Raw genomic sequence first — 26,736 nt, forward strand, 5'->3', positions numbered from 1 at the left:
CCGTAATGCCGATCGGTAATGACGCGGAGAGCGGCCCGATGAATTACCCACCGCGCATGCGCGGATGCGATGGGGTGTGACCCGGAGGAAAAGCGCGGCCTCTCGCGAATCTGCACACCGGTTACGTGGGAGGCACATCGCCTCCCGGGGGTCTCCGTGCCTCGACAGGGTGGCAGTCCATTGGCGCGGAATGTCGTGTTCGCCGCCGGAAGGGGGCCCAGCCAGCGGAAATCCACTCCCGCGAACCTGTGAAGATGCTGCCACCAACGCATGAACGTGTGTGTGCGCCACGTCATTCGGAGCCCCGGATACGCCATGTCCGGGGCACTTCCTGATTGGCGACCCGGCGTGCTCGCGTGCTTTGATCCTTCGCATCGCAGCGGTCAACGCGGAGGGAATCCGGTTACGGACTCCCGGCGAAGCGTCCGGCCATTGCGGTGGTTCCGAGATATCAGTGCGAAGGGAAGCCCACATCATGTCCTTCACCCCTCAGGTTGAGACCCAGGAAATCTCCGACAACGACCTGGACAACGTGTCCGGTGGCCTCGTTGACGGTCTCGTCGGCACGGTCGTCGCCACCGCCGACTCCATCGCCCCCGTCTCGGGCGTCGTGGGCAGCGTCACCAACACCGTCGGTGGCGTCACCGGTCTCGCGACGGGCACGGTCGCCGGTCTCTGAGGCGCTCATGTGCCGCTGAGCGGCGGCACCGCCACACGTGGTGACTACGGCACGTCGGCACTTCCCCCCCGACTGACCGATTCGTATGCCCCGGATCCGCCCCAGGTTCCGGGGCATACGCCCGCCCAGGTCCTGTCTCTGTTCCAGGGGCACGCCCTGGCCCGGAAGGAAAGAGTGTCGTGCAGTTCCGCCAACAGGCGCTTTCCAAGCTGCAGTCGCCCGAGGAAATAGACCTCCCGGTCCGCTTCGCCCGGCCCCAGGGCTGGCTCGTCCTGGCCGTCACGGTCGCCGTGATGCTCGGAGGCACCGTCTGGGCGGTGACCGGCTCCTTGTCGTCCACCGTCGGCGCGGCCGGCATCCTCACCCACGCGCAGGGCAGTTACGTCCTCCAGAGCCCCGTCGCGGGCCAGGTCACCGACGTACTCGTCGAAGAAGGCCAGCAGGTCCCCGCCGACAAACCTCTCCTCAAGGTCCGTACCGCGCAGGGATCAACCGTGATCCGCGCCGTCGCCGCCGGCCGGGTGACCACCTTGGTCGCCACGATCGGCTCCGTGGTCACCACCGGTGCGAATGTGGCGGCCGTGGAGCGGATCGAGAGCCCGGACGATCCGCTGATGGCGATGCTGTACCTGCCGGCCGACAACGGATCCTCCGTCCCTGTCGGAGCCTCGGTGGACCTCACCGTCCAGTCGGCTCCGGCCAAGCAGTACGGGGTGCTGCGCGGCCGGGTGCAGTCGGTCGGCCGGACCGGTCAGACGGCTCAGCAGATCGGCGGCTTCCTGGGGAACAGCCAGTTGGGCGAGCAGTTCTCGAAGAACGGCCAGCCCGTCCCGGTCCTCGTGCGGCTGGAGACCTCGCCGCACACCAAGTCCGGCTTCTCCTGGTCGTCCTCGGCCGGTCCGCCGTACGCGGTCGGCTCCATGACCCTCGCCAGTGGCACCGTCCACCTGGCCGAGCAGCGTCCGATCGATTGGCTGCTTCCGTGAGCGCACCGCACGAACCCGCGACGCACGAGCCCGCCTCGCACAAACTCGCCTCGCACAAACCCGCGCCGCCGGAGCAGCGGCTCGCACCCCCCGGACACGGCCGGCGCCGCCCCGGCTCCGCGCGCGCCGGGAAGCCCCCGAAGACGCCCAAGCCGCCGAAGACGCCCAAGCCGCCGAAGCGGAAGGCCGTGCGTACCCCCACCATCCTCCAGATGGAGGCCGTGGAGTGCGGCGCCGCCTCGCTCGCCATGGTGCTCGCCCACTACGGGCGGCATGTGCCGCTCGAAGAGCTGCGCATCACGTGCGGCGTCTCGCGCGACGGCTCCCGGGCCAGCAACCTGCTGAAGGCCGCGCGCAGTTACGGTCTCCAGGCCAAGGGCATGCAGATGGAGGCGGAGGCCCTCGCCGGGGTGCGGGCACCGGCCATCCTGTTCTGGGAGTTCAACCACTATGTCGTCTACGACGGCATGGGACGCAAGCTGGGCCGCCGGGGCTTCCACATCAACGACCCCGGCAAAGGCCGCCGCTTTGTGACGGCGGAGGACTTCGACACCAGTTTCACCGGAGTCGTGCTCGTCTTCGAGCCGTCGGACACCTTCCGTACGGGCGGCCGCAAACGAGGCGTCCTGGGCGCCGTACCGGCGAGGATGCGCGGCACGACGGGCACCCTGCTGGCCGCGCTGCTCGCCAGCCTGCTGCTGGTCGCCGTCGGCGCGGTGGTGCCCGCGCTGAGCCGTACGTACATCGACATGTTCCTGATCGGCAAACAGACCTCGCTGCTGGGCCCGCTGTTCGCGGCGATGGCCGCGATGGTGGTGCTCACCGCGACACTGACCGGTCTCCAGCAGGCGAACCTGCTGCGTGGGCGCATCATCTCGTCCACGCTGAGCAGCGCCCGGTTCCTGCGCCATCTGCTGCGGCTGCCCGTCACCTTCTTCGCCCAGCGAAGCCCCGCCGACCTGGTCCAGCGCCTCCAGTCCAACGACGCCGTGGCCGAGACACTGGCCCGCGACCTCGCCGCCGCCGGGGTGGACGGGATCGTGGTGATCCTCTATGCCGCCCTGCTGTGGACGTACGACCCTCAACTGACCGTCGTCGGTGTGCTGATCGCGCTGCTCAACGTGGTCGCCATGCGGATCGTCATCCGGCTGCGGGCCACCCACACGCAGAAGCTGCGCGCGGACACCGCCCGGCTGACGAACACCTCGTACACGGGCCTCCAGCTGATCGAGACCATGAAGGCCACCGGCGGCGAGAACGGATACTTCCGCCGCTGGGCCGGCCAGCACGCCACCACGCTGGAGGAGCAGCAGCGCCTCGGCGTGCCGACGGCGGCCCTCGCCGTGGTCGCGCCCACTCTCGCCACGCTCAACAGCGCGCTGATCCTGTGGATCGGCGGGCTGCGCGCGGTGGAGGGCCACCTGTCGATCGGTCTGCTCGTCGCCTTCCAGGCGCTCGTGACCCGCTTCACCGCGCCGATCACCCGGTTGAACGGAGTGGCGGGCCGGGTCCAGGACTTCGCCGCCGACGTTGCCCGGCTGAAGGACGTCGAGAGCTTCCCGGCCGACGAGCTGTACACCCGCCGCGCGGCGCCCGACGAGAGCACCCGCCGCCTCACGGGACATGTGCGGCTGGAGGAGATCACCTTCGGCTACAGCCCGTTGGACCCGCCGCTGCTCAATGGCTTCTCGCTGACGGTCGGTCCCGGGCAGCAGGTCGCGCTCGTCGGCGGCTCCGGCAGCGGCAAGTCCACGGTCTCCCGGCTGATCTCGGGCCTCTACCGGCCCTGGGAGGGCACGATCCGCATCGACGGGCAGCGCCTGGAGGACATCTCCCGGGGCGCGCTGGCCGCGTCGGTCTCCTTCGTCGACCAGGACGTGTTCCTCTTCGAGGGGACGGTCCGTGACAACGTGGCCCTGTGGGACCCGTCCATACCGGACGACACCGTGGTCGCCGCACTCCAGGACGCCGCCCTCTACGACGACGTGATCGTGCGGCGCCCCGACGGCATCCACAGCCGTGTGGAGCAGGACGGCCGCAACTTCTCCGGCGGGCAGCGGCAACGGCTGGAGATCGCCAGGGCGCTGGTCCGGCGGCCCAGCATCCTGGTCCTCGACGAGGTGACGAGCGCCCTGGACGCGCAGACCGAGCGGCTGGTCATCGACAATCTGCGGCGGCGCGGCTGTGCGTGTGTGGTGATCGCCCACCGGCTGAGCACGGTGCGCGACAGCGACGAGATCGTGGTGCTCGACCACGGTTCGATCGTGGAGCGGGGCCGGCACGAAGACCTGGTCGCCGCCGGTGGGCCGTACTCCGAGCTGGTCAAGGAGCACTGAGGTGTCATCCGTTCATCCGTTTACCGGCCCGTCCACCGGCCCATCCACAGGCCCGACCGCCGGTCCGTCGGCCGGCGGTCCCGGCGGGACCGACGCGGTGATCCACGCACTGGGCGGACTCGGCGTGCCGGTCGACCACACCGGCCTGGGCAGTGTGCCGCTGGAGGGACCGCAGGTGCTGTGGCTCGTCGCGGACGGGGCCCTGGACCTGTTCGCCGTCGACGCCGCCCAGCGGGGGCACTGGCATTTCCTCGGCCGCCTCGAAGCGGGCACCCTGCTGCTCGGACCGGTCGAGGGCCCCCAGCACACCCTGCTCGGCAAGCCCTCGCAGGACTGCGCACTGCGCCGGATCCCGCTGCGGGAGCTGTACCGGTCCGAGTACGACCAGTCGTACGGAGGCGCGGGCGGCGCGGACACGTACGGCTACGCGGGCGGATACGCGGACCCCGGTACGGGCGCCTACGTGGACCCGGGCGCGGACACCGGCGCGAGCTGGGCGGAGACGCAACTGGAGCAGGCGTTCGCGCTCGGCACCGCGCGTGGTCTGGGTGTTCTGTTCGAGGCGCCACTGGACGGCCGCCCCGGCGGCGACGAGGCCATGGCCGACGACGACATCCTGTGGATGCCGGTCCCGCCGGGCAGTGTGCGGTACGGCGCCTCGTACAGCGCCGAGGCGGCGGGCGACCTGCTGGTCGACCCCGCGATGTGGCAGCGGATGGTCAACCAGCAGTACCGGCTGCTGTCCGGGGTGGACCGCTGGATCGAACAGCTGGAACTCGCCCACGCCGACCGCACGGCGGCCGGTATCCGGGCGGGTGAGACGGTCCGCGCCCGCGCGGACCAGGCGCTGATCGCCTCCATGGGCAGGCCCGCCAGGTCCGGGCGGAGCGCCGCCGGCACGCCCGAGAACAGCGACGACACGGCCTTCGCCATCTGCCAGTTGGTCGCCCGAGCCGGCGGGATCACCCTCTCCCGGCCACCGAGGGGCGGCCCGGTCGACGACCGCGTCGGCCCGGTGGAACGCATCGCCGTCGGAGCCCGGATCCGTACCCGTTCGGTCAGACTCGCCGGGAACTGGTGGCGCACGGACACCGGCCCCCTCGTGGGTCACTGGGCCAAGTCGCAGGCTCCGGTGGCGCTGTTGTGGCGCCGTGGCCGGTACGAGGCGGTGAACCCGGTCTCGGGGCTGCGGATGCGCATCGGCCCGCAGAACGCCGAGGAACTCGAACCCCGTGCCGTGATGTTCTACCGGCCGCTGCCCGACCGGCCCATGACCATGGGGCGGTTGATGCTCTTCAGCCTGCGTGGCAGCCGTACGGACCTGCGCAATCTGGCGATCGGCGGACTGGTGACGGTCGGCCTCGGCGCGCTGGTCCCGATCGCGACCGGGCAGGTGCTCGGCGTCTACGTACCGAACGCCGAGAAGAGCCTCATCGTCCAGGTCTCGCTGGCCGTCATCATCTCCAGCGTCGTCACCGCGGCCTTCATGCTGTTGCAGAACCTCACCCTGCTGCGGATGGAGGGCCGTATCGAGAGCACGCTCCAACCGGCCGTGTGGGACCGGCTGTTGCGGCTGCCGACGAAGTTCTTCACCGAGCGCTCCACCGGTGAGCTGGCCAGCGCGGCGATGGGCATCAGCACCATCCGCCGGGTGCTGTCCGGCATCGGCCCGGTAGCCGTACAGGCGAGCACGGTCGGCGCGATGAACCTCGTTCTGCTGCTCTGGTTCAGTGTGCCGCTGGCGCTGGCGGCCATCGCCATGCTGATCGTCATCGGGGCCGTGTTCCTCGGGATGGGGCTGTGGCAGGTGCGCTGGCAGCGACGGCTGGTGGAGCTCGGCAACAAGCTCAACAACCAGGCGTTCCAGACCCTGCGCGGGCTGCCCAAGCTGCGGGTCGCGGCGGCGGAGAGCTTCGCGTACGCGGCCTGGGCAGGCGAGTTCGCCCGCTCCAGGGAACTCCAGCAGCGGGCCGGGCGGATCAAGAACCTCACGACGGTTCTCGACGCCGTCTACCTGCCGCTCTGTTCGCTCATCATGTTCATGCTGCTGGCGGGCCCGGCCCGCGACAGCATGTCGGCCGGCGCGTTCCTCACCTTCAACACCGCCGTGACGATGCTGCTGACCTCCGTCACCCAGCTGACCGGCGCGTTCGTCTCGGCCGCCGCCGCCCTCCCGATGTTCGAGCAGATCAAACCGGTCCTGGACGAAGCACCGGAGGTCCGCTCCACCAGCGCGCAGCCCGGTGTCCTGTCCGGCGGGATCGAGGCCAGGAACCTCACCTTCCGCTACTCCGACGAGGGTCCGCTGATCCTGGACGATGTCTCCCTGCGGATACGGCCGGGCGAATTCGTGGCGGTCGTCGGCCCCAGCGGCTGCGGAAAGTCCACGCTGCTCCGGCTCCTCATCGGATTCGACAAGCCGGTCTCCGGCAGTGTGCTGTACGACGGCCAGGACCTGTCCGCACTCGACCAGGCGGCCGTACGACGGCAGTGCGGGGTCGTCCTGCAGAACGCCTCGCCGCTCACCGGATCGATCCTGGACTGCATCCGCGGCGCCGAGCCGTTCTCCCAGGAAGAGGCCTGGGAGGCAGCCGAGATGGCCGGGCTGGCCGAGGACATCAAGCGCATGCCGATGGGGCTGCACACCATGATCTCCGGTGGCGGCGCGATCTCCGGCGGGCAGCGACAGCGGCTGATGATCGCCCAGGCCCTGATCCGCCGCCCGCGCGTCCTGTTCTTCGACGAGGCCACCAGCGCCCTGGACAACGCGACCCAGCGCATCGTGATCGAGAGCACCCGCGCGCTGAGCGCCAGCCGACTGGTGATCGCCCACCGGCTGTCCACGATCATGGACGCCGACCGTGTGATCGTCATGTCGGAGGGCCGCGTCGTACAGCAGGGCGCGCCGGACGAACTGCTCGCCGATACCGGCGGACAGCTGCACGAACTGGTACGCCGTCAGCTCAGGTGACCTCATCCGGGTGAGAATGCGGTTCCGGTCTGGTCACCGCATCGCCCGTCGTGCCATAAGAGGGAGGTAACACCCAAAAAGGGAAAGAGGGAACTGTGTACACATCGCGTATCAAGCGTCGGGCCACCGCGGCGCTCGCCGTACTCGTGATCGCTGGTTCCGGGCTCCTGACAGCCAATTCCGCAGGCGCGGCCGGAACTTCCGCCGCCGTGGCGAGTGCGGTCGCGAAGGCGCCGCAGCCGGAAGACTCCGTGGCGCTCCCCAAGGGCAAGGTCGTCTCGCGGATCGCGCTGCACATCCGTGAGAGGCCCACCTCCGACTCCCCGTCCCCGGGCCTCCTCCCGCCGGGAACGATCGTCGCCCTGCGCTGCAAGGTCGTGGGTCAGGACGTGGGCGGCAACGACCTCTGGTACCGGCTCGGCGGCGGGCGGACGGGCTATGTCGCCGCCCGGTTCGTCGAGAACCTCTCGCCGGTCTCCTACTGCCGTAACTGAAGGCACCACGGCGGATCGCCGGTCGGTCACCGGCGATCCGCCGCGTCATTCAGGACCCGGCCAGTGCCGCGACCTCGGCGGCGGGCAGTGTCTTCCCGTAGACGCGGAAGTCGTCGATCGCACCCTTGAGATACGGGTCCGGGTACTGCGACCTGCCGATCCACGCGGACCGCAGTGTGTTGCCGAAGTGCCGTGGCTCGACGGTGACTTCGCTGTTGCGGCCCGCCTCCCGGCCGTTGACGTACAGGACCGCCGTACCGTTCCCGTACGTCACGGCGACATGCGTCCATACGCCGACGGGCAGCGCGGCGGCCTCGACGCGCTGTTCGGCCCCGCCGCCGCCCGCGGTGACGGCGAACCGCAGGGACCCGGAGTCCGCGCGCGGGGTCAGGAACAGGTTGGCGGTCACCCCCGTCCCGAAGTCGAAGATCCGGCTCCAGGTCGCCGGTGTGCCGTCGAGCCTGACCCAGGTCGCCACGGAGTACGCGGAGGCGCCCGCGAGGACATTGTCCGCGACGACGACATGACCGTCGGTCCCGTTCAGTGCGACCGCCCCGGCGGTGTGGCCCGCCGACCGTGTGGCGCCGCCCGCCAGCCGGGCCGTCTTCCCGTTGCCGGTCGCGTCCAGCACCGTCTCGCCCGCGCTCTCGTCGAAGCGGTACCAGGCGGCGAACGCCGGGGGCGGGGGAGGAGGCGTACCCGTGAGCCAGTAGACGTGGTAGCGCTGGTGATGGACGCGGGCGATCGGCAGGAGGGTGACGTCCGTGGCGTCGGCGCTCGCGGTGAACCGCATCGGCGCGTCGGCCTGCTTGCGTACCGACGCGGTGTCCAGCCGGGGCATCGCCAGGGTGGCCTGGTTCCCGTACGCGCCGGCCAGCACGACGGGTCCGTAGAGCACGGCCCGCACATCGGGGTCGTCGGGGGTCGGCTCGATCGTCACACGCATCGGCAGGGACACGTCCAGACGGTCACCGGCACGCCAGGTCCTCTCCAGGGTGAACCAGGTTCCCGGCGCCGTACTGCCCTGCACCGTGAGCCCGTTGAGCCGTACCGAAGCACCGGAGGTCCAGGCGGGGATACGGATCTGGAGCCGGTGCGCCGCCTCGCCGGAGACCACGGTCAGCACGGTGCCCGCCTGGTCGGGGAAGCCGGTGGTCTGCCGCCAGGTGATGCCCTTCTCCCGCCATGCCAGCTCGGAGGGGATGAAGAGGTTGACGAGCAGCCGCTCGTCGTCGTGCGTGTAGACGGTGTCCGCGAACTTCGCGTGGGTCTCCATGCCGGAGCCGTGGTCGCAGGAGAAGTTGTCGTAGTCCGTGGAGTACATCTGCGGGTCGGTGCCCATGAAGGAGGGCTGCCGCTTGAACGAGCCCGGGGCGAGCCCGGTGTAGTAGATGTTGAAGCCGTGCGCGGAGTCGGGGTCCTGCTCGCCGAGCATCTGGTTGAACAGCGTCCGCTCGTAGTGGTCGAGGAGTTCCGTGCGCTCGGGGGCGTGGAAATGCAGCAGCCGGGTCAGCTTCAGCATGTTGTAACTGTTGCAGTTCTCGCAGCAGTTGTCGCTGAGCTGCGCGGCGATGGCGTCCGGCTCGTGGAACGCCTCACCGTTGCTGTTCCCGCCGATGACATAGGTGTGATGCTCGGTGACGATGCGCCAGAAGTTCTCGGCGATGTCGCGATAGCGGTCGGCCAGACCCTCCTCCCACAGCCGCATCGCGCCGACGGCCTTGGGGATCTGGGTGTTGGCGTGCAGCCCGGCCAGCCGGTCCTCGTTGCGCGCCAGGGGATCGAAGACACGGGCGTGGGTGAAGCGCTCGGCCACCTGGAGCCACTTCGCGTCGCCGGTCACCGCGTGCAGGTCGGCGAACACGTCGTTCATACCGCCGAATTCGGTCTCCAGCACCCGCTGCATCTGGGCGCTCGACAGCCGCGCCGTACGCCGGTCCACCCAGGCGGCCTGGGCGAGTACGACATCGAGCGCCCGGGAACTGCCCGCCAGCCGGTGCTGGTCGACGAGCCCCGCCATGATCTTGTGAATCGTGTAGTACGGCGCCCAGACCCCGGTCCCGGCTTCGAGGCGGTCGAAGAAGCTCTCCGGGAACGCCGAGAGGTAGCCCTGGCCGAACCCCGCCCGTATTGCTCTCGCCTGGCATTCGGCGAGGGCGGTGACCAGCTGTTCGCCCTTGTCGCGCAGTGCGCGCTCATCGGTGCTGGCATAGCTGAGGGCGAGGCCCGAGAGCAGGTGTCCCGTGCTGTGACCGCGCAGTTCGACGGACGGGGCCTCCCAGCCGCCACAGGGCCGGGCGCTGCTCGGCAGTCCCACGTTCAGCCGGAAGGCGTGCAGCAGCCGGTCGATGTCGACGAACCGCAGATATGCCGAGTTGCGCGACTGGTTGTCCTTGAAGGCGCTCGCGAGCAGGGTCACCGCGTCGAGGGGGAACGGCCGGACGACGCCCGGAGCCCGGTGTCCGCCGCCGTCCGGCGGCGCGGAGTGTGCGGGGGCGTGCGTGGCCGCTTCCGATGAACGGGCAGCGGCGGCCGGTGCGTCGGGTCCGCCCGCCGCCACGAGCGCGGCGGCCGCGGTCCCACCGGCGGCGGTGCTGAGGAAGTGTCGTCTGTCGAATGGTCCGGGCATGGCAGATCTCCGCATGTCGAGGGGCCTCGCGACCCAAGGTGTGTCCCGTCACCCATGGCTGTTCGGTGTGTCGAACGTCGTGCGACATGCTGTGCGCCCCCACGCTACTGAGGCCCCAGGGGAAGTCAATGGCCCCTGAAGCGCGGCGAGTTGGGCCGGGCGAGGTTGGCGAGTCCGGGTGGAGAGGAGCTATTGACTACCCATCAGTAGCGCGCGCAATGTTGTGTCCATGACGACATGGGGTGTGTGGCGGCCGGCACGGCGGGGAGCACTGCTGGGCACGGTCTTCCTCCTCCTGGCGTCGGTCGCCGTGAGCGGCCCCCCGGCCGAGGCGGCGGACCGTGCCCCTCTGTGGTTCGACGGCACGACGGCCACCGGAGTCACCGTGGACGGCGGCCGGTTCACCGACGGCCACGGGCGGGAAGTCGTCCTGCGCGGATTCAATGTCTCCGGCGAGACCAAGCTGGAGGAGAACGGCGGACTGCCCTTCGCCAGTACGGCGGACGCCCGCGCCTCCGCCACCGCCCTGCGCTCCCTGACCGGCGGGAACGCCGTGCGCTTCCTCCTGTCCTGGGCCCACGCCGAACCCGAACCGGGCAAGCTCGACACCACGTACCTGCGCGCCGCCACCGAACAGATCGGCGCGCTCCTCGACGCCGGGCTCCGTGTCTTCCCCGACTTCCACCAGGACCTCTACTCCCGCCATCTCTTCGACGAGGACAGCTGGTACACCGGTGACGGCGCGCCCCGATGGGCCGTCGAAGCGGGCGGATACCCGGACGAGTCCTGTGGCATCTGCGTCCTGTGGGGCCAGAACATCACCCAGAACCAGGCCGTCAAGAACGCCTCCCGGGACTTCTGGCACAACCGCGTGCTGACCGTACCCACCGACGCGGGCACAGTCTCCGTCCCGGTCCAGGACGCCTTCCTCGACACCGCGCAGAAGACGATGACATACCTCGCGCGCAACCTCGGTCCGGACCAGTTCGCCGGTGTCGTCGGCTTCGACCCGTACAACGAGCCGTACGCGGGCGAGTACACGAGCGGGCAGAACAGCCGGACCTGGGAACGGGACACGCTCTGGCCGTTCTACGAGAAGTTCCGGGCCCGGATGGACGCCGCGGGCTGGCGCGACAAGCCGGTGTTCGCCGAGCCCAACATGTTCTGGAACGCCAACCTGGACCTGGCCAAGCAGGAGGGCGGCCTGCTCGACGCGGGCAGCGTCGGCGGGCGCTATGTCTTCAACACCCACTTCTACGACCAGAAGGCCATCTCCGGCATCTTCATGTGGGGCAAGGCGAAGGACGGCCAGTACTCCACCGACTTCGGTACGGTCCGCGACCGCGCCTCGGCGCTGGGCACCGACGGGATCGTCAGCGAGTTCGGCCACCCGATGAACGGCACCACCGCCGACAAGGCGCCCACGGTCGTCAAGGCCATGTACCAGGCGCTCGACTCCCGCCTGCCGGGCGCGACATGGTGGACCGGGGCCGCCCGCTCCGGGCCCGTACTGTCGGCCACCCAGTGGCAGTGGGACATCTACAGCGGACGCCACCACGAGGCGATGAACGGCAACCCGGACAAGATCCTCGAAGAGGCCGACGCCTGGAACGACGAGGACCTGTCCGCCGTCGAACTCGATGCCTCGGGGGCGGCCGTCCTGCGCCAGGACGCCCGGCTGCTCGACCGCCTCTACCCGGGCGCGGTGGCCGGCCGGACGCTCGCCTTCACCTACGAGGACCGCTCCCGCGACGCCGGCACCACTCTGAGCTGGAACCAGATCCCCACCGGCATGCCCAACACCGCGCGACTGGTCGGATCCGGCCGCTACGGCGTGCTGGTGTGGCGCTCCGAGGGCGCCACCCGGGCGCCGACACAACTGCACCTGCCGAGCGGATTCACCCCGGGATCGACCACGGTCGTCTCGGACCTCGGCACCACCACGGGCCTGCCCCAGTACACGGCGCAGGGGCAGAACGCCGACCACCCCATCGCATCGGCCACCGAACCCGGCACCACCGAAGCGCGGCGGCTCCTGCTGTCCGCCCCGGCGGCGTCGGACGGCGCCGGGACGCTCCACTACGCCCTGGTCGCCGACGGCGCGGCGACCCCGACACCGGAGATGCGCGCGGCGGCACAGCGCGAACTCACCACGTGGCTGGCGTCCGCGGGCTTCCCCGCGTCCTGATGGGACGAACGAGCCGGTGCACGGGGTACCGCACACTCCGGCGCGATGTGCCGGCGTCAGGAGGACACACCCCGGGCTTCCGCGGCCTCGGCCGCCGGCCCGGCAGGCAGGGCGGCGGACTCCGCCTTCCTCGCCCGGTACGCCATCCACGCGGCGACCAGCGCACCCGACACGTTGTGCCACACCGAGAACACGGCGGCCGGCAGCGCGGCCAGCGGACTGAAGTGGGCGGTGGCCAGCGAGGCGGCGAGCCCGGAGTTCTGCATGCCGACCTCGAAGGCCATCGCCCGGCTCGCCGGCGGCCCGAGCCGGGCCAGCTTCCCGGCGCCGTAACCGAGCGCCAGACCGAGGCCGTTGTGCAGCACCACGGCGACGAACACCAACAGGGCGGCCGACTTGATCGCGGTCGCGCTGCCCGCCACCACGACCGCGACGATCACCGCGATGGTGAGGGCCGACAGCCAGGGCAGCGCCCCCAGCAGACGGTCGACGTGGCGGCCCGCCAGCAGCCGGACCGCCAGCCCGGCGAGGACCGGGAGCAGCACGGTCTTCAGGATGTCGGAGACCATCGAACCCGCGTCGACCGGCAGGAACTCGCCCGCCAGCAGCAGCGTCAGCGGCGGAGTCACGAGTGGCGCGAGGACCGTCGAGACGGTGGCGACCGAGACAGACAGCGCCACGTCACCGCGCGCCAGATACGTGACCACGTTCGAGGCGGTGCCGCTCGGCGCGCAGCCGACCAGGATCACCCCCGCCGCCAGCTGCGGCGGCAGATCAAGAGCGTTGGCGATCAGCCAGCCCAGCCCCGGCATGATCACGTAGTGCGCGACCAGACCGAGCCCGACCGCCCACGGCCGTTTGGCGACACCCTGGAAGTCGCGCGGGGTCATCGTCAGACCCATGCAGAACATCACGATGCCCAGGAGGTACGGCACCGAGACCGTCCAGCCCGCGAAGGTGCCCGGGATCACGAGCCCGAGGGCGCCCGCGACGAGGACCAGTACGGGAAAGACCGTGACGGCGCGTCGGGCCGCGCGGTCGGCGGAGTCCGGCGCGGCGGGCGCGGGGGCGGGCGCGGAGGCGGTGGACTCGGCGGTGGGCGTGGGGACATCGGTCGGCTCTTGTTCGGATCGCACGGCGTGATGCAACGCCTCACCGTCGCGCTGTGCAACACCGTCTCGTCATCTGGTCACCCTCGGCCACATACCGGAAGCCGCGCGAGGGTCTATGTGCTGTCTCCCCCCGGGCACGGCGGCCGGTACGTCAGCCGGGGGAAGTAGCGGTTCCACTCCCGGACCGTGATCACCGGATCGGCCCGTTCGCAGGCCAGCCGCATCGAGGCCGCCGGATCCGTCTGCCAGATCTGGGCGGTGTGGTCGGCGCTGCCGGTCGCGACCCAGGGCCCGCCCCGGTGCCCGCCCGGCCGGAACGCGAGCGCGTTGACGGCGCCGAGGTGACCGGTGAGGAGGGACCTCAGACGCGGTCGGCGGATGTCGGCCCGGACAGGCCCGAGGTCCCACATCCTGGCCGTACGGTCGTAACTCCCCGACGCGAGCAGCCGCCCGTCCGGACTGAAGGACAGGGACGAGACCACGTCGGCGGAGCCGGTGAGCACGTGCCTGGTGACCGGGCGCCGTGGATCGCGCAGATCCCACAGCCGGATGGTGCGGTCGTCGCTGCCGGAGGCCAGCAGCCGGCCGTCGGGACTGAACGCCACCGCGTCCACGAAGTCCCGGTGACCGGTGAGCACGGACCGGACGGCCGGGCGGCGCGGATCGCGGACGTCCCACAGGCGGATGGTGCGGTCGTCGCCGCCGGACGCCAGCAGGGTGCCGTCCGGACTGAACGCCACGGGTTTGACGTTCAGTGTGTGGGCGCGCAGGACGGACAACTGGGCCGCCGAGGCCGGGGCGGTGACGTTCCACAGCCGTGCGGTGTGGTCGTAGCTGCCGGAGGCGAGTGTGCGCCCGTCGGGGGCGAATGCCAGAGAGAACACGATGTCCTCGTGCCCCGTCAACGTCTTGACCAGGGCCGGACGGCGGGGATCGCGGGCGTCCCACAGCCGCACCTTCCGGTCGCGCCCGCCGGTGGCCAGCAGCCGCCCGTCCGGGCTGAAGGCGACGGCGGTGACCGTGTCCGGATGGCCGGCGACCGTGGCCAGGGCGGCCGGCCGGAGCGGATCGGCCACGTCCCACAGCCGTACGTCGTAGTCGAAGCCGCCGGTCGCCAGCACCCGCCCGTCCGGCCGGAACGCCAGCGAACTCACGGCCTGACCGTGCCCGGACAGCTCGACCGCCATGGTGCTGAGCACCGCGTCACGCGTATCGCGCGCGGGCAGCAACCGGTGGGCCGCCAGGCTGAGTTGAGCGGCCAGCGAGGGGCGGGTGTGCCGGAGCGAGACCGCCTCGGCGGCGGCCTGCCGGGACACGGCCGCGTTCCGCTGCCGGGCCATCTCCGCCTCCGTACGGAAGGCGAACATGGCCGCCGTCACCGCCGTGACCAACAGGACGACCAGCAGCCCCATCAGGTGACGCGTGCGCCGCGCCCGGCGCCGCAGCCGGCCGGCCTCGGCGTGCTCGGCGGCCAGGCTCGCGTCGAGGAACTCCCGCTCCCGGGACGTGAGACCGGTCAGATCGCGGGCCGTCGTCAGCCGGGCTCCCCGGTACAGAGCGCCGGGATCCCGGCCCACCGACTCCCAGGCGTGGGTCGCGTCGGTGAGCTGCCGGTGCAGCCGCAGCGCGTCCCGGTCCTCGGTCAGCCAGTCGCGCAGGCGCGGCCAGCAGCGGATCAGCGCCTCGTGCGTGATCTCCAGCCGGTCCCGGTCCAGTGAGACCAGCCGGGCGCGGACCGCTGCCTCCAGCACGGCGCCGGTGTCCGCCTCCTCGTGGTCCAGCTCGCCCAGCGGTACCCGGCGCCGGGTGTCCTCCGTACCGTCCCCCAGCGCGGCCAGCCGCAGGAAGATCTGCCGGGCCGCCGCGCGCTGGGCCGGGCTGAGCTTCTCGTGGAAGGACTCCGCCGTACGCGCCAGCGCCCCCTCGATACCGCCGGTGGCCCGGAACGCCTCCAGCGTCAGCGCGTTGCCGCGACGGCGGCGCCAGGTCTCCCGCAGGGCGTGCGACAACAGGGGCAGCACCCCCGCCCGGCCATGGGCGTGCGCGATCAGCGTGGCCAGCAGGGCGCCTTCGACGGTGAGCCCGGCCCGTACGGCCGGCTGTACGACGGCGCGGCGCAGATCGTCCAGATCCATCGGGCCGACCACCACCTGCCCGTCGCGCATCGCCTCCACCAGCTCCGCGTGGCGGGTGCAGTGGGCGTAGAAGTCGGCGCGCACCCCGATGACCACCCGGCAGCGGCTGTTCGGTGCCCTGGTGGCGGCGACCAGCGCCGCGACGAAGGCGCCGGCCTCACCGGGGTCCGCCCCCTGCGTGAACACCTCCTCGAACTGGTCGACCACCAGCACGACATCCGCGTCGTCGGACGCCCCGCGCGCGGCCAGCACGCGCCGTACGGCGCGATGCAGGTTCTCCGCACCCGCCGAGAGGTCGGCCGACAGGTCGGGCAGGGAGCCCTCGGGCCACAGCGCGGACAACTGGATCGCGCACTCCTCCCAAGGACGCGGCCCGGGGGTGAACACCACGGCCACGCCCCCGCGTTCGCCGTTCCCGGCCCGCAGCCGGGGCAGCAGGCCGGCCCGCAGCAGCGACGACTTGCCCGACCCCGAGGCGCCCACGACCGTCACGAACCGCCGGCCGGACAGCCGGTCGGCCACCTCCTCGACCAGCCGCTCCCGGCCGAAGAACCGATCCGCGTCGTCGGCCTGGAAGGAGGCCAGCCCCACGTACGGGGCCTCGCCCCGCGCCCCCGGCGCGTCGTCGCCCGTACCCGCCCCGCCGTCCAGTGACCGCGACACCTCGTGCCAGGTACGTTCCCACGCGGCCGTGTCCCCGTCGCAGGCCGCCACGTAGGCCAAGGTCACCGCCAGCGTCGGCAGCCGGTGCCCGGCCGCCGCCCCGGACAGCGTCGCGATCGAATAGTGGGCGCGCGCGGCGAGTTCCCGGTAGGTCGGATTGCCGCACATGCGCCGCAGTCTCCGCAACTCGGCGGCGAACGCGAGCAGCGGACTGTCCCCGGATTCCAACGGCCGTTCCCCACGGGGCACTCGGCGGCACCTCCCCCTTTTCGAAGCCGGACCGGGCCCGATGTGACGCCCGGTCCAGCACTCGATTGTTCAGCATCCGTTTGTTCAGCACCGACGCCCCGGGACCGAACAACGGCGGTCCGGCTACACCTGGGTGAGGCGTCGGAACGCCGCGTCGGTGACCGGACGCCGCAGCGGTGAAGAGGCCGCGCGCGTGCGGGCCGGTTCCGCGGGCCGGTCGGTTCGGCGGTGCATTCGATTGGGGGAACCGAACGTGGAAGGCGGCGAATGACGGGGACAGAGTGCGGCGGCCGTCGCGCAGGCTGGTTCGCGGTCCTGGCGGACTGCGCGAGCGGCACCGCGGCGGCAGCCGCCTTCGGCGCCGAAGGCGGCTGCGGTGCCGGTACGGGGCCCGGCGCCGCCGGAGGTGCCCGTGGTGAGAGGGTGCGTGTCGTCCGGCATGCCTCGGGCCGCCCCTGGCTCGTCGGGAGCTGGGACGACGACGAGTTGACGGTGGTGGCCGCCGGGCCCGTACGCGTGGCGGTGATCGGCACCTGCTCGGCGGACACACCCACGCTGCGCGCGGCCGCCGGAGGACTGGCCTCACTGAGCGATCTGGACACCGCCGCCCGTACCTGGGCGGGCAGTTACCACCTGCTGGCCTCCGCGCACGGCCAGGTGAGCGTGCGGGGAACGGCGTCGGGGACGCGCAGGGTGTTCCACGCGCGCCTCGGCGACACCGTGGTGGCCGCCGACCGCTCCGATGTCCTCGGCCCGGTCGTGGGCGCCGGGCTGAACGAGGACGTACTGGCGCTGCGCCTGATCCCGTCCGACGTGCCGCACCCCTTGGACGGCCTCTCCGTGTGGCGGGATGTCGAGGCACTGCCGCCCGGACACCGGCTCGAACTGGGCCACGACGCGATCGCACACGCACGGCAGTGGTGGTTCGCGCCGGAGGGAGAGCTGACGGTGGCCGAGGGCGCGCCCGCGCTGACGCGCGCCCTCTCGGACGCGGTCGCCCTGCGCACCCGCGACGGCGGCACGATCAGCGCGGATCTGTCCGAAGGCATGGACTCCACCCTCCTGTGCTTCCTCGCGGACGGCGGCCCCGCGCGACTCCTCGCCGTGACCCGCTCAGGACTCGACTCCCCGCACCAGGACGCGGACCGGGCACGCCGCGCCCTCGCGGCTCTCGGCCCCGGCACCGTCCACCGCGCGGTGGACGGTGCGCGCCTGCCCGCCTGGTTCACCGGCCTGTCCCGGGCCGGCGAAGGCATGGACGAACCGGCGCCCGGTATCCGTGACCGGGCCCGGATCCGTCACATGTCCCGGGAACTCGCCGTGGCGGGCTCCCGGCTCCACCTGTCCGGCGAGGGCGGCGACCAGGTGCTGCTCGCGGCGTACGGCTATCTGCACGACGCGCTGCGCTCCCGCCCGTCCGTGGCATGGCCGCAACTGCGCGCCACGGCCGCCCGGCCGCGCCGGCGCCCGGCCGCCATGGTTCGGGCCGTCACCGACCGCCGTCCGTACGGCCGTTGGCTGGCCGACGCGGCGAAGAACCTGGCCCCGCACTCACCGGACCCGCTGCCCGACCTCGGCTGGCAGCTCCGCCCGTCCCTGCCCGAGTGGGTGACGCCCGACGCCACGGCGACCGTACGCCGCCTGCTGACCGAGGCCGCAGCCACGGCCGTACCGGTGGAGCCGACGCGCGGCGGGCACGGCACGCTCGCCGCCGTCCGTGCCACCGCCAGGGCGAGCCGCGATCTGGCCCGTGTCGCGGCGGAGGCCGGAACCCCCGTCCATCACCCGTACTTCGACGACCGGGTACTGGAAGCGTGCCTGGCGGTGCGCCCGTACGAACGCACCAGCCCGTTCGTCCACAAGCCACTGCGCGCGGCGGCCCTGCGTGGCATCGTCCCCGACGACCTGCTCGGACGGCGTACGAGGGACGACGCCACCGCCGAGCTGAACGCCGGCCTCCACCGCAACCGGACGGAGCTGACGGAACTCCTCGACTCACCGCTGCTGGCCCGACTGGGCCTGATCGACCCCGGCCCCCTGCGCCGTGCCGTCCTGGACGCCCACGCCGCCCGCACCAGCCTGCCGGCGATCGAGAACACCCTCGCCCTGGAGGCATGGCTGCGCGCCGCGACCGCCTGGCCGCCCCGGCCCGGGAGCCGAGCCGAGGAGGGCACACTTCGCTGACTTCCCGGTGCTTCTAGGGCCTGTTGTGAAAGTCCCGCCTGGCCTGCGACGCCCGGCACGCGCGCTCGCCGCGTTGTCGGAGTCGTCCGAGTACGTCCGGTCCATCGACGGTGCCGGTCCTCCGCCTTGCGAGCACACGCACCGGACGCCGCGGGCCCCGCCCTTTGGGCGGACGGCGCTACTTTCGCAACACGCCCCAGCCGTGACCGACCGCCAGCGGTGCGAAGGCGATACGGGTCCTCGACCCGTCGTCCGCCCACGTCACCTCGACGGTGCCGCCGTCCACGCTCACCTCGCTCACCGCTTCCGCCAGAGGGGCGATCCCGGGCTCGGCGGTGAGCGTGGCGAGAGCCGCGAAGAGCGCGGTGCCCTCCGCCTCGCCGGACAGCCTGGGCACGAGCGCCCAGCGGGTGTACGCCGTACCCTGCGGCGCCCGTAGCTCCTCGCCCGAATCGCCCGAATCCCCGGAGCCTGCGGTGTTCCCAGGGTCCCCGGTGCTCCAGCCGTGGAGACCGTGCAGAGCCGAGCGCACGCTCTCCTCGGGGCCGGTCGCCCAGCCCGTCTGCCGTACGCGCACCCCGGCCGGAGCACCGAGCACGCGGTGCACTCGCAACTCGTACCTGCCCCGGACCACCGTGACGCTCTCCACCCGCAGACCCGGCACCATGGGCGCGCCCGAGGGGAAGACCGGCCGGTGCCAGGAGGCCGCCCAGCCCCAGCCGTCACCGTGTCCGGCGCCCAGCGGGTGGATCCGGCGACGGCCACTGGTCCTCCCCGCGATCTCCACCGCGAGGTGATTGTCCGCCACGTTCCCGGCTGCTGTGGGACCGGTGCGGGTGGAGTAGGCCTGCCGGCTGTAGTGCGGGTCGTCCCGCACGCCCGACTCGCCCTCGTGGGGACGGATGTGGTCGCTGCCGTGATTGTGCAGCCGTACGATCCCGTCCGCCCGGGTGGACTGCACCAGCAGCCCCGGAGCGGGAAGAGCGAGCACCCGGTCGGGGCCCTCGCTGGGCGCGGGTTCCTCGGTGGCCGTCCACAGCGGATGGTCCTCGGGAGCGAGCAGCGTGACGAAGGCCTTGGAGGCCCAGTACGGCGACGCGGGACCGGAGTAGTGCTGGAGCGTCGCGTCGTGCGGGCCGTGCCAGCCGAGGCTCAGCAGCCCGTCCGTGCCGGTCGCGCCCCGGTCGAGGAAGTAGCGCAGCGCCCCGTTCACCAGCCGCCGAGAGACGCCCGGCGCGAGCGGGGTGTGTCCGGTGACGGCGCCCAGCGCGACCGCCGCGCCCGCGGCGAAGCGGTAGTTGAGCGAGCGGCCGAAGTGGATCGGCGCGCCGTCGCCGCCGAACAGCAGCGAGAACCCTTCCAGATACTCGCTCAGCCGCGCCCCGTAGGGCGTGGACGGCTCGGCGCCGCCCGCCAGGTGGGCGTCGAGTACGGGATAGAGGTGCAGGGCCCAGCCGTTGTAGTGGTCGAAGGCGCGGCTGTCACCGTCGGCGTACCAGCCCTGGCCGCGGTACCACCCCTCCAGCAGGTCCAGCGCCCGCTCCCGCGCGCGTGCCGTCTCCGCGTCACCGCGGCCCACCGATTCCAGGAAGCCGGCCACGGAGTAGGGGAACAGATACCAGTTGTTGGGCGCCGGGGTGTGCCGCAGCGCGCCCCGCAGCCACTCCTCGGCGCGGTCCCGCACCGCCGGGTCCAGCCGGTCCCAGAGCCAGGGCCTGGTCAGCCGGAGCCCGATGGCGACGGACGCGGACTCGACCATGGGCTGGCCCTGGATGTGGTGGTCGAGGATCAGCGGCCAGGACTCGGTGTCGTCCCGTCCCGGGGTACGGGTGCCGGCCGCGAGCCCGTCCGCGTACCGGTCGAGCCAGCCGTGCGGATCCGCGCCGCCCGCGCCCGCCACCCGGAAGGCGGCGGCGAGGAACGTACGCGCGTAACCCTCCAGGCCGTCCGAGCGCACCCCCGAGCCGGACGGCCTCCCCGGCAGGTCGAGCAGGGCACGGCCGGGGGTGGACCACTGCCAGGCGGCGCGCAGCAGCCCGTCGGCGGTGGCCTCCCAGTGTGCCCGGGTGTAGCCGGTGTGCGGGCTCAGTGTCCGGTCTTCCGCAGGGAGTTCGAGCGCCGGATGTCCGGGCGCCGGACGGCCGGGTGCGGGCCGTCCCGGAGCGGGGCGTTCGGAGGATGAGGTCATGCGAGGAATGCCAGCCTTTCGCGTCGTACGGGATGAGCGAAACCGTCGCCCCCGGCCCAGCGGGCGGCCTCGCCGACCGCCAGATCGGCCAGCCGCCTGAACTCATTGCCCTGGGAGCCCGCGAGATGCGGGGTGATCAGCGCGTTCTCGCACTCCCACAGCGGATGTCCGGGCGGCAGCGTGTCGGGATCGGTGACGTCGAGGATCGCCCGGATCCGGTCCGCGCGCAGGACGTCGGTGAGCGCGTCCTGGTCGACGACGGCGCCGCGCGCGGTGTTGATGAACACGCTGTCCCGCCGCATGGAGGTGAGCAGTTCGCGGCTGACGAGTCCGGCGGTGGCGGGCAGCAGCGGCGTGTGGACACTCACCGTGTCACTGAGCTCGAACAGTTCACCGAGCCCGACCGGCCGGACTCCGAGCGCGGCCGCCTCCTCGTCGGAGACGTAGGGGTCGTGCAGCAGTACCCGCAGGTCGTACGGGTGCAGCAGTTCGATGACGCGCCGGCCGATCAGGGAGGCGGACAGAATGCCCACCGTACGGCCGTAGTTGCCCACTTCGGCGGGTGTGCTCAGCCAGTCGTCGCGGCGGCGGGTGGCACGCAGGTCGCGGGCCCGTTCCAGCACCCGCTTGCCGGAGAGCAGGATCATCGCGACGGTGTACTCCGCCACCGGCAGGGCGTTGGCGGCGGCGGCCGAGGACACCTCGATGCCCCGTTCCCAGCAGGCCTCGGTGACATGACCGCGGATCGTCCCGGCGGTGTGGACGACGGCGCGCAGCCGGGGCGCCGCGTCCAGGACGGCCGCGTCGAGGGGCGGGCAGCCCCAGCCGGTGACGAGCAGTTCCACGTCCGCCAGCGTGGTGCGCGCCCGGTCGGTGGTGAAGTCGTCGAGGACGGGCGGCGGCGTCAGGTCGCACACCGCGCCGAGCGCGGCCAGGGACTCGGGGCCGAGTACCGCGGCGGCGGCGTCCGGGGCCATGGCGAGGGCGGCGCGGGGGCGGGGACCTGCGGTCGGTGCGGTGGGCATCTCTCTCCTGCGTACGGGGACCGGTTCAGCTGAGTCCTGTCCGGCCGGTCGGCCGGACAGGCCCTACTTGACGGCGCCCGCGGTCAGGCCGGACCGCCAGAAACGCTGGAGCAGCGCGAAGGCGAGGATCAGCGGCAGGACCGCGAGCAGCGAACCCATGATCACCACGGGGTAGTACTCGGGGGAGACGGTGGCGGAGCTGTTCCAGGTGTAGAGACCGAGACTCACCGGATACAGGTCCTGGTCGGAGAGCATCACCATGGGCAGGAAGAAGTTGTTCCAGATCGCCGTGAGCTGGAAGAGGAAGACCGTGACGAGCCCGGGGCCGAGCATCCGCAGGGCGATCCGCGCGTAGGCGGTCAGTTCGCCCGCGCCGTCCACCCGCGCCGCTTCGAGTACCTCGTCCGGTACGTACCCCTGGCTGAAGATCCGGCCCAGATAGACCCCGAAAGGGTTGAAGAGCACGGGGATGAAGACCGCCCAGAAGGTGTTGACGACGCCCGCGCCGGACGCCATCAGGTAGAGGGGCAGCGCCAGGACGGTCTGGGGCACCATCACGGCCGCGAGGACGAGGCCGAACAGCTTCTCCTTGTGCGGGAAGCGGTACTTGTCGAAGGCGTAGCCGCAGGCGATGCTCACCAGGGCGCCGATCGCGGCGCCGAGGACGGCGTACAGCAGGCTGTTGCCGTACCACCGGCTGTACAGCCCGCCGTCCATGGCGAACAGGTCCTTGAGGTTCCGCACGAAGGAGAAGTCGCTCAGCGACAGCAGATCGCTGCTGAACAGGGCGTCCCTGTTCTTGGTCGCGGCCAGCACCAGCCACAGCACCGGCAGCAGGGTGTAGAGCACCGAGATGCCCACGACGAGATTGACGACCGAGCGGCCCAGCAGGCGCGGGCGCAGCGGTCCGGCGGTGCCGGTGGAGCGGGTGCGGCGAGTGCCGCCGGTGGTGCTGGTCGCGCTCATCGGGCGTCCTCCTGGGCGGCGTTGGCGCGGTTGGTCCAGCGGGTGACGATGTAGGAAAGGGCGACCGTGCAGGCCAGCAGGACCACGGAGGCGGCAGCGGCGAGGCCGTAGTTGTTACGGGTGAACGCCGCGTCGTAGATGTACATGCTGGGCGAGAACCGTGTGTTGATCATCTGGGTGGACTGGCTGAGCAGCATCGGCTCGGTGAAGAGCTGGAGCGCGAAGATCAGGGTGAACATCGCCACCATCACGATGGACGAACGCACCAGCGGCGTTTTGACCTGAAGGGCGATACGGACCGGTCCCGCGCCGTCGACGACCGATGCCTCGATGACCTCGCGTGGTACGGCCTGGAGCGCGGCGTAGAAGACGACCATGTTGTAGCCCAGGTTGCTCCACAGCGCGATGTTCACGATGGACGGGAGAACCGTGTGCACGCCGAGGAAGTCGATGGTGATGTCGGCCCTGGCGAACAGCGTGATCACCGGACTGATGCCGGGGGTGTACAGATACAGCCAGATGAGGGCCGCGATGATGCCGGGCACGGCGTGCGGCAGGAACAGGCCGAGCTGGGCCCACGACCGCAGGCGCACCACACCGGAGTCGAGCAGCAGCGCCAGCGCGAGGGCGCCGGTCACCATCAGCGGAATGTAGATCAGGCAGTACAGGACGACGGTGCCGAGCCCGCCGAGGAAGGTCGGGTCGGTCAGGACGGCGGCGTAACTGCGCAGCCCGACGAAGACCGTGCGCTCCGGGCCGAAGCCGAGCCCCGGCTGGTCGTCGCTGAAGAAGCTCAGCCACACGGCTGTGCCGACGGGGATCAGGAAGACGGTCACCAGAAGGACGAAGAACGGGGTCATCAGGAGGCCGCACGCGCCGAGTTCGCGGCGCCGGGCGGACTTGCGGGTGTCATGCGAGGGCGCGGCGGCGCGTGCGGGGACGCTGCTCGTGGTGCCTGGCGTCGCCGTGCCGGCCGGGGCGGTGAGGGGGCCGGCCAGGGGCTTGCTCACGGGGTTGGTCATGGGTGTCACCTGCCTCTCTGCTGCGGGGACGGGATACGTGGACCGGAGCCGCTCAACTGCTGCGCTCGCTGGTCGCGAGACCCAGCGCCTCGAGGTCGGGCATGGTGCCCTCCTGCGCGTGGCGCACCGCCTCGATCAGCGAGCCCTGGCCTCCGCTCGCCCGTGCGAAGCCGTCCCGCATGACCCTGCCGGTGGCGGTCATCCGGGGACCCCAGACCCAGCCGCCGCGGATGGTGTGCGCCGCTTCCTCGAACACGCCGTAGATGTCCTGGCCGCCGTAGTAGCCACGGTCGAACGCCTCACGGCCGACGGCGACGAGACCGGGCGCCGCCGGGTACTGGCTGCTGGTGCCGCTGGAGAGCCGGGCACGCAGGGCGTCGGGGTGGGAGACCTGCCACTCGATGAACTCCATGGCGGCCTGAGGGTGCCGGCTGTCCCTGGTGACCGCGAAGGTGGAGCCGCCGTGGGTGCCGACGAAGGGTCTGGCGACGTCCCACTGGGGCAGCGGCGCGATCGCCCACCGGCCCTTCTGCTCGGGGCGCGCGTTCATCTGCGCCCCGGCGTCCCAGGCACCGCTGAGCCGGGTGACGACGAGTCCGTTGCTGATCTGGGCGTCGCTCTGACGGCTGTTCGAGGCGTTCATGAAGACCAGGTCCTGGTCGATCAGCCGCTGCCAGTACGCCGCGACGCGGCGGGTCGGCTCGTCGGCGAGCGAGACGTTCCAGACGCCGTCGGAGGTGTCGAACCACTGCGCGCCCGCCTGCCAGGACCACGCGGCGAAATGCGTGTCACCGTCCGTGGGAAAGAGTGTGATGCGCCGCTCGGGGGCCTTGCGGCGCACCTTCTTCGCGACGTCCTCGAACTCCTCCCAGGTGCGCGGCACATCGAGTCCGAACCGCTCGAAGAGGTCGGTGCGGTAGTGCATGACCATCGGCTCCACGTCCAGCGGAACACTGAAGACACGCTTCTCGAAGGTGGTCAGGCCCAGTGCCTGAGGCAGCAGCTTGGCGCGCAGCCCGGCACTGACCATCCCGGTGATGTCGCGGGCCACGCCGTCGATGGCGAAGCCGGGGACCTGGGGATATTCGAGGGTCGCGATGTCCGGGGCGTTGCCCGCGCGGGCGGCGTTGCTGAGTTTCGCGTAGCCGCCCGAGTCCCCGCCGGGGATCTGCTGGAAGTCGACCTGGATGTGGTCGTGGGTGCGGTTGAACGCGTCCACCACCTCCTGGCTGCCGCGCAGCGCGGACCAGAAGGTGATGTGTGTGGCGTGCTTGCTGCTGGTACCGATCTTGCTCGTGCTGCTCGATCGTGCGTCCCCGCCACCGCTGCAGGCGCTGAGCGCACCTGTCAGGGGCAGCGCGGCGATCGTGGCGAGCACGGATCGACGGCTCTGTCGACCAGGCATGGGCGCCTCCCGCGGCTCCGGTTCGGGACACGGGAATCCTGATCGGCTGATCGGAACTGGTCAATAGAGCGCTCAGAAGAAAATCAAGGCGGTCAAACGCTCAGTCCGAGGCGGGGGTTGGCCGAGGCAGCGGCCGCTGTGTCGATCCGCGTATCTTCAGCGACGGCAGCAACTCCGTCCGGCGCACCGGGCCGGAGCCGAGCGGCCGGGCCAGCCGGTACAGGAGCAGTTCGGCCGCCGCCCGTCCGATCTCCGCTTTCGGCGGGGACACCGCGGTCAACGGGGTGCCGCCCAGCGCGGCGACCACATCGTCGTACGCCACCACCGAACAGTCCCGCGGCACCTGTACGCCCTGCTCCGCGAGCCGCTGCACCAGCATCAGCGCGTCCACGTCCCCGTGCAGCACGGCGGCGGTGGCCCCGCGTTCCCGCAGGAGCGCCGCGAGGTCCAGGGGGGTGCGGTCGTACGGGGCGTCGCCCGAGGAGACGGCGTCGTCGGGAGCGGGCCCCGGTATCGCGTCCGGCGAACTGAGGACCATCGACCAGTCCGCCACCTCTGGCCGGTCGGCGACGATCTCGGTGAAGGCCGCTCGCACGGCCCGCGCCGTGGGGCTGTCGTCGCGGGCGGCCAGCACGATCCGGCGGTGGCCGAGCGCGATCAGATGATCGACGGCCAGATGCGTCCCGTACCAGTGATCGGAACACACCGAGTCCAGGGCATGCAGCGCGCTGCCGGGCCGGGGCCGCCGCTCCATCAGCACGGTCGGTACGCCCGTCCGGGCCAGCCAGGGGTGGTCCGCCTCCTCCGAGAGGGCGCTGCGCCACCTCGGCGCGATCAGCAGCCCGCCCGCCCCGGCCGCCAACGCCGCTTCCACCAGGGGCCGTTCGGCGCCGATGGTCTGCGGTGCGATCTGTAGGGCGATCCGTACCCCGGCCTCCTCCAGGACGGTCCGGGCCCCGTGCAGCGTCTCGTACAGGTACGAATGCCGCTCCGGCACCACCACGGCGACCGTGACCCCGTCCGTGCCCCGCTCCTCGGCCCCCGCGTCCGGCGCCTGCGCGACGGGCCGCACCGGACGGGCCACGCCGTGCCCGCGCCGCAGTCTCCCGGCCCTGGCCAGCTCCTCCACGTCCCGCCGGACGGTGACCACCGAGACCTCCAGCTCGGCGGCGAGCGAACTCACCTTGACCGCTCCGCGCGACTCCACGACCGCGAGGATCCGCTGACGCCTGAGTTCGACCGGTTCCCGCATGTTGTCGGCCCCCTTGCCGTGCCGTTCCGCCGCTCCGCCGGGCCGCTCTTCGAGCCGCCGTGTGGTGTTCGTTTGAGTGTTTCGTATGAGCGCTTCGGGCGCAGCATAGCGATCATCCGCGACCGGCGGTCGTCCGGACGTGCCACGCACGGACGCACGGACGCACGGACGCATGGACGCACGGACGTGCGGACCCGCGGTCCGCCGGACAGGGCCCAGGGGCGGCCCGGGTCTTGATCGCCGGAACACTGG

Annotated in this window: 16 protein-coding genes; 7 read left to right on the forward strand and 9 right to left on the reverse strand. The window is 71.7% G+C overall.

Features of this window, described 5'->3' with window-relative positions; translation table 11 throughout:
* Positions 1 to 475: 475 nt before the first annotated feature.
* The 5 genes from ACIOJD_RS15010 (at position 476) to ACIOJD_RS15030 (ending at position 7,466) form a co-directional block, all read left to right on the forward strand.
* The gene (locus tag ACIOJD_RS15010) at positions 476 to 679 is read left to right on the forward strand and encodes a type A2 lantipeptide (RefSeq protein WP_401912868.1); all 204 of its coding nucleotides are present in this window, start codon (positions 476 to 478) and stop codon (positions 677 to 679) included.
* 179 nt (positions 680 to 858) lie between these two features.
* Positions 859 to 1,665 carry an HlyD family efflux transporter periplasmic adaptor subunit gene (locus ACIOJD_RS15015; protein ID WP_401912871.1) on the forward strand — a complete coding sequence of 269 codons (807 nt, stop codon included), beginning with the start codon at positions 859 to 861 and terminating at the stop codon, positions 1,663 to 1,665.
* 188 nt (positions 1,666 to 1,853) lie between these two features.
* Positions 1,854 to 4,001, forward strand: a complete 2,148-nt coding sequence (locus tag ACIOJD_RS15020) for an NHLP family bacteriocin export ABC transporter peptidase/permease/ATPase subunit (RefSeq protein ID WP_401913897.1) — start codon at positions 1,854 to 1,856, stop codon at positions 3,999 to 4,001.
* Position 4,002: 1 nt separating this feature from the next.
* The gene (locus ACIOJD_RS15025) at positions 4,003 to 6,972 is read left to right on the forward strand and encodes an NHLP bacteriocin export ABC transporter permease/ATPase subunit (RefSeq protein ID WP_401912874.1); all 2,970 of its coding nucleotides are present in this window, start codon (positions 4,003 to 4,005) and stop codon (positions 6,970 to 6,972) included.
* Positions 6,973 to 7,067: 95 nt separating this feature from the next.
* On the forward strand, positions 7,068 to 7,466 hold the full coding sequence (locus tag ACIOJD_RS15030) for an SH3 domain-containing protein (RefSeq protein ID WP_401912877.1): 399 nt from the start codon (positions 7,068 to 7,070) through the stop codon (positions 7,464 to 7,466).
* Between the two features lie 49 nt (positions 7,467 to 7,515).
* Here ACIOJD_RS15030 and ACIOJD_RS15035 read toward each other — a convergent pair whose 3' ends face one another.
* Positions 7,516 to 10,095 carry a beta-L-arabinofuranosidase domain-containing protein gene (locus tag ACIOJD_RS15035; RefSeq protein ID WP_401912880.1) on the reverse strand — a complete coding sequence of 860 codons (2,580 nt, stop codon included), beginning with the start codon at positions 10,093 to 10,095 and terminating at the stop codon, positions 7,516 to 7,518.
* Positions 10,096 to 10,324: 229 nt separating this feature from the next.
* Here ACIOJD_RS15035 and ACIOJD_RS15040 point away from each other — a divergent pair, with 229 nt between their 5' ends.
* Positions 10,325 to 12,283, forward strand: coding sequence for a cellulase family glycosylhydrolase (locus ACIOJD_RS15040; protein ID WP_401912883.1), 1,959 nt, complete (start codon positions 10,325 to 10,327; stop codon positions 12,281 to 12,283).
* Between the two features lie 56 nt (positions 12,284 to 12,339).
* On the opposite strand, the gene ACIOJD_RS15045 is transcribed toward ACIOJD_RS15040, so the two are convergent.
* A complete protein-coding gene (locus ACIOJD_RS15045) occupies positions 12,340 to 13,284 on the reverse strand; it encodes a bile acid:sodium symporter family protein (protein WP_401913900.1) in 945 nt (314 codons plus the stop codon).
* A gap of 224 nt (positions 13,285 to 13,508) precedes the next feature.
* Positions 13,509 to 16,442, reverse strand: coding sequence for an XRE family transcriptional regulator (locus ACIOJD_RS15050; protein WP_401912886.1), 2,934 nt, complete (start codon positions 16,440 to 16,442; stop codon positions 13,509 to 13,511).
* Positions 16,443 to 16,709: 267 nt separating this feature from the next.
* Between ACIOJD_RS15050 and ACIOJD_RS15055 the strand changes: the two genes are divergently transcribed.
* Entirely contained in the window at positions 16,710 to 18,626 is a 1,917-nt protein-coding gene (locus ACIOJD_RS15055) for an asparagine synthase-related protein (protein WP_401912888.1), read from the forward strand.
* A 178-nt stretch (positions 18,627 to 18,804) separates the two neighbouring features.
* Here the strand turns inward: ACIOJD_RS15055 and ACIOJD_RS15060 are convergent, their stop codons facing one another.
* From ACIOJD_RS15060 to ACIOJD_RS15085, 6 genes are all read right to left on the reverse strand, one after another.
* On the reverse strand, positions 18,805 to 20,814 hold the full coding sequence (locus ACIOJD_RS15060; RefSeq protein ID WP_401912891.1) for a DUF2264 domain-containing protein: 2,010 nt from the start codon (positions 20,812 to 20,814) through the stop codon (positions 18,805 to 18,807).
* Entirely contained in the window at positions 20,811 to 21,839 is a 1,029-nt protein-coding gene (locus tag ACIOJD_RS15065; RefSeq protein WP_401912894.1) for a hydroxyacid dehydrogenase, read from the reverse strand. Before ACIOJD_RS15065 ends, ACIOJD_RS15060 begins: the two co-directional genes overlap by 4 nt.
* 63 nt (positions 21,840 to 21,902) lie before the next feature.
* Positions 21,903 to 22,805 (reverse strand): carbohydrate ABC transporter permease, encoded by a 903-nt coding sequence (locus tag ACIOJD_RS15070; RefSeq protein ID WP_401912897.1) that lies wholly within the window; start codon positions 22,803 to 22,805, stop codon positions 21,903 to 21,905.
* Entirely contained in the window at positions 22,802 to 23,827 is a 1,026-nt protein-coding gene (locus tag ACIOJD_RS15075; protein WP_401912899.1) for a carbohydrate ABC transporter permease, read from the reverse strand. Before ACIOJD_RS15075 ends, ACIOJD_RS15070 begins: the two co-directional genes overlap by 4 nt.
* Positions 23,828 to 23,879: 52 nt before the next feature.
* Entirely contained in the window at positions 23,880 to 25,232 is a 1,353-nt protein-coding gene (locus ACIOJD_RS15080; RefSeq protein ID WP_401912901.1) for an ABC transporter substrate-binding protein, read from the reverse strand.
* A gap of 100 nt (positions 25,233 to 25,332) precedes the next feature.
* Complete coding sequence (locus tag ACIOJD_RS15085; RefSeq protein ID WP_401912903.1) at positions 25,333 to 26,484, reverse strand: substrate-binding domain-containing protein; 1,152 nt, start codon at positions 26,482 to 26,484, stop codon at positions 25,333 to 25,335.
* Positions 26,485 to 26,736 lie beyond the last annotated feature (252 nt).

Source organism: Streptomyces sp. NPDC088116, from assembly GCF_044741745.1.
In the GTDB taxonomy this organism is placed as follows: domain Bacteria; phylum Actinomycetota; class Actinomycetes; order Streptomycetales; family Streptomycetaceae; genus Streptomyces.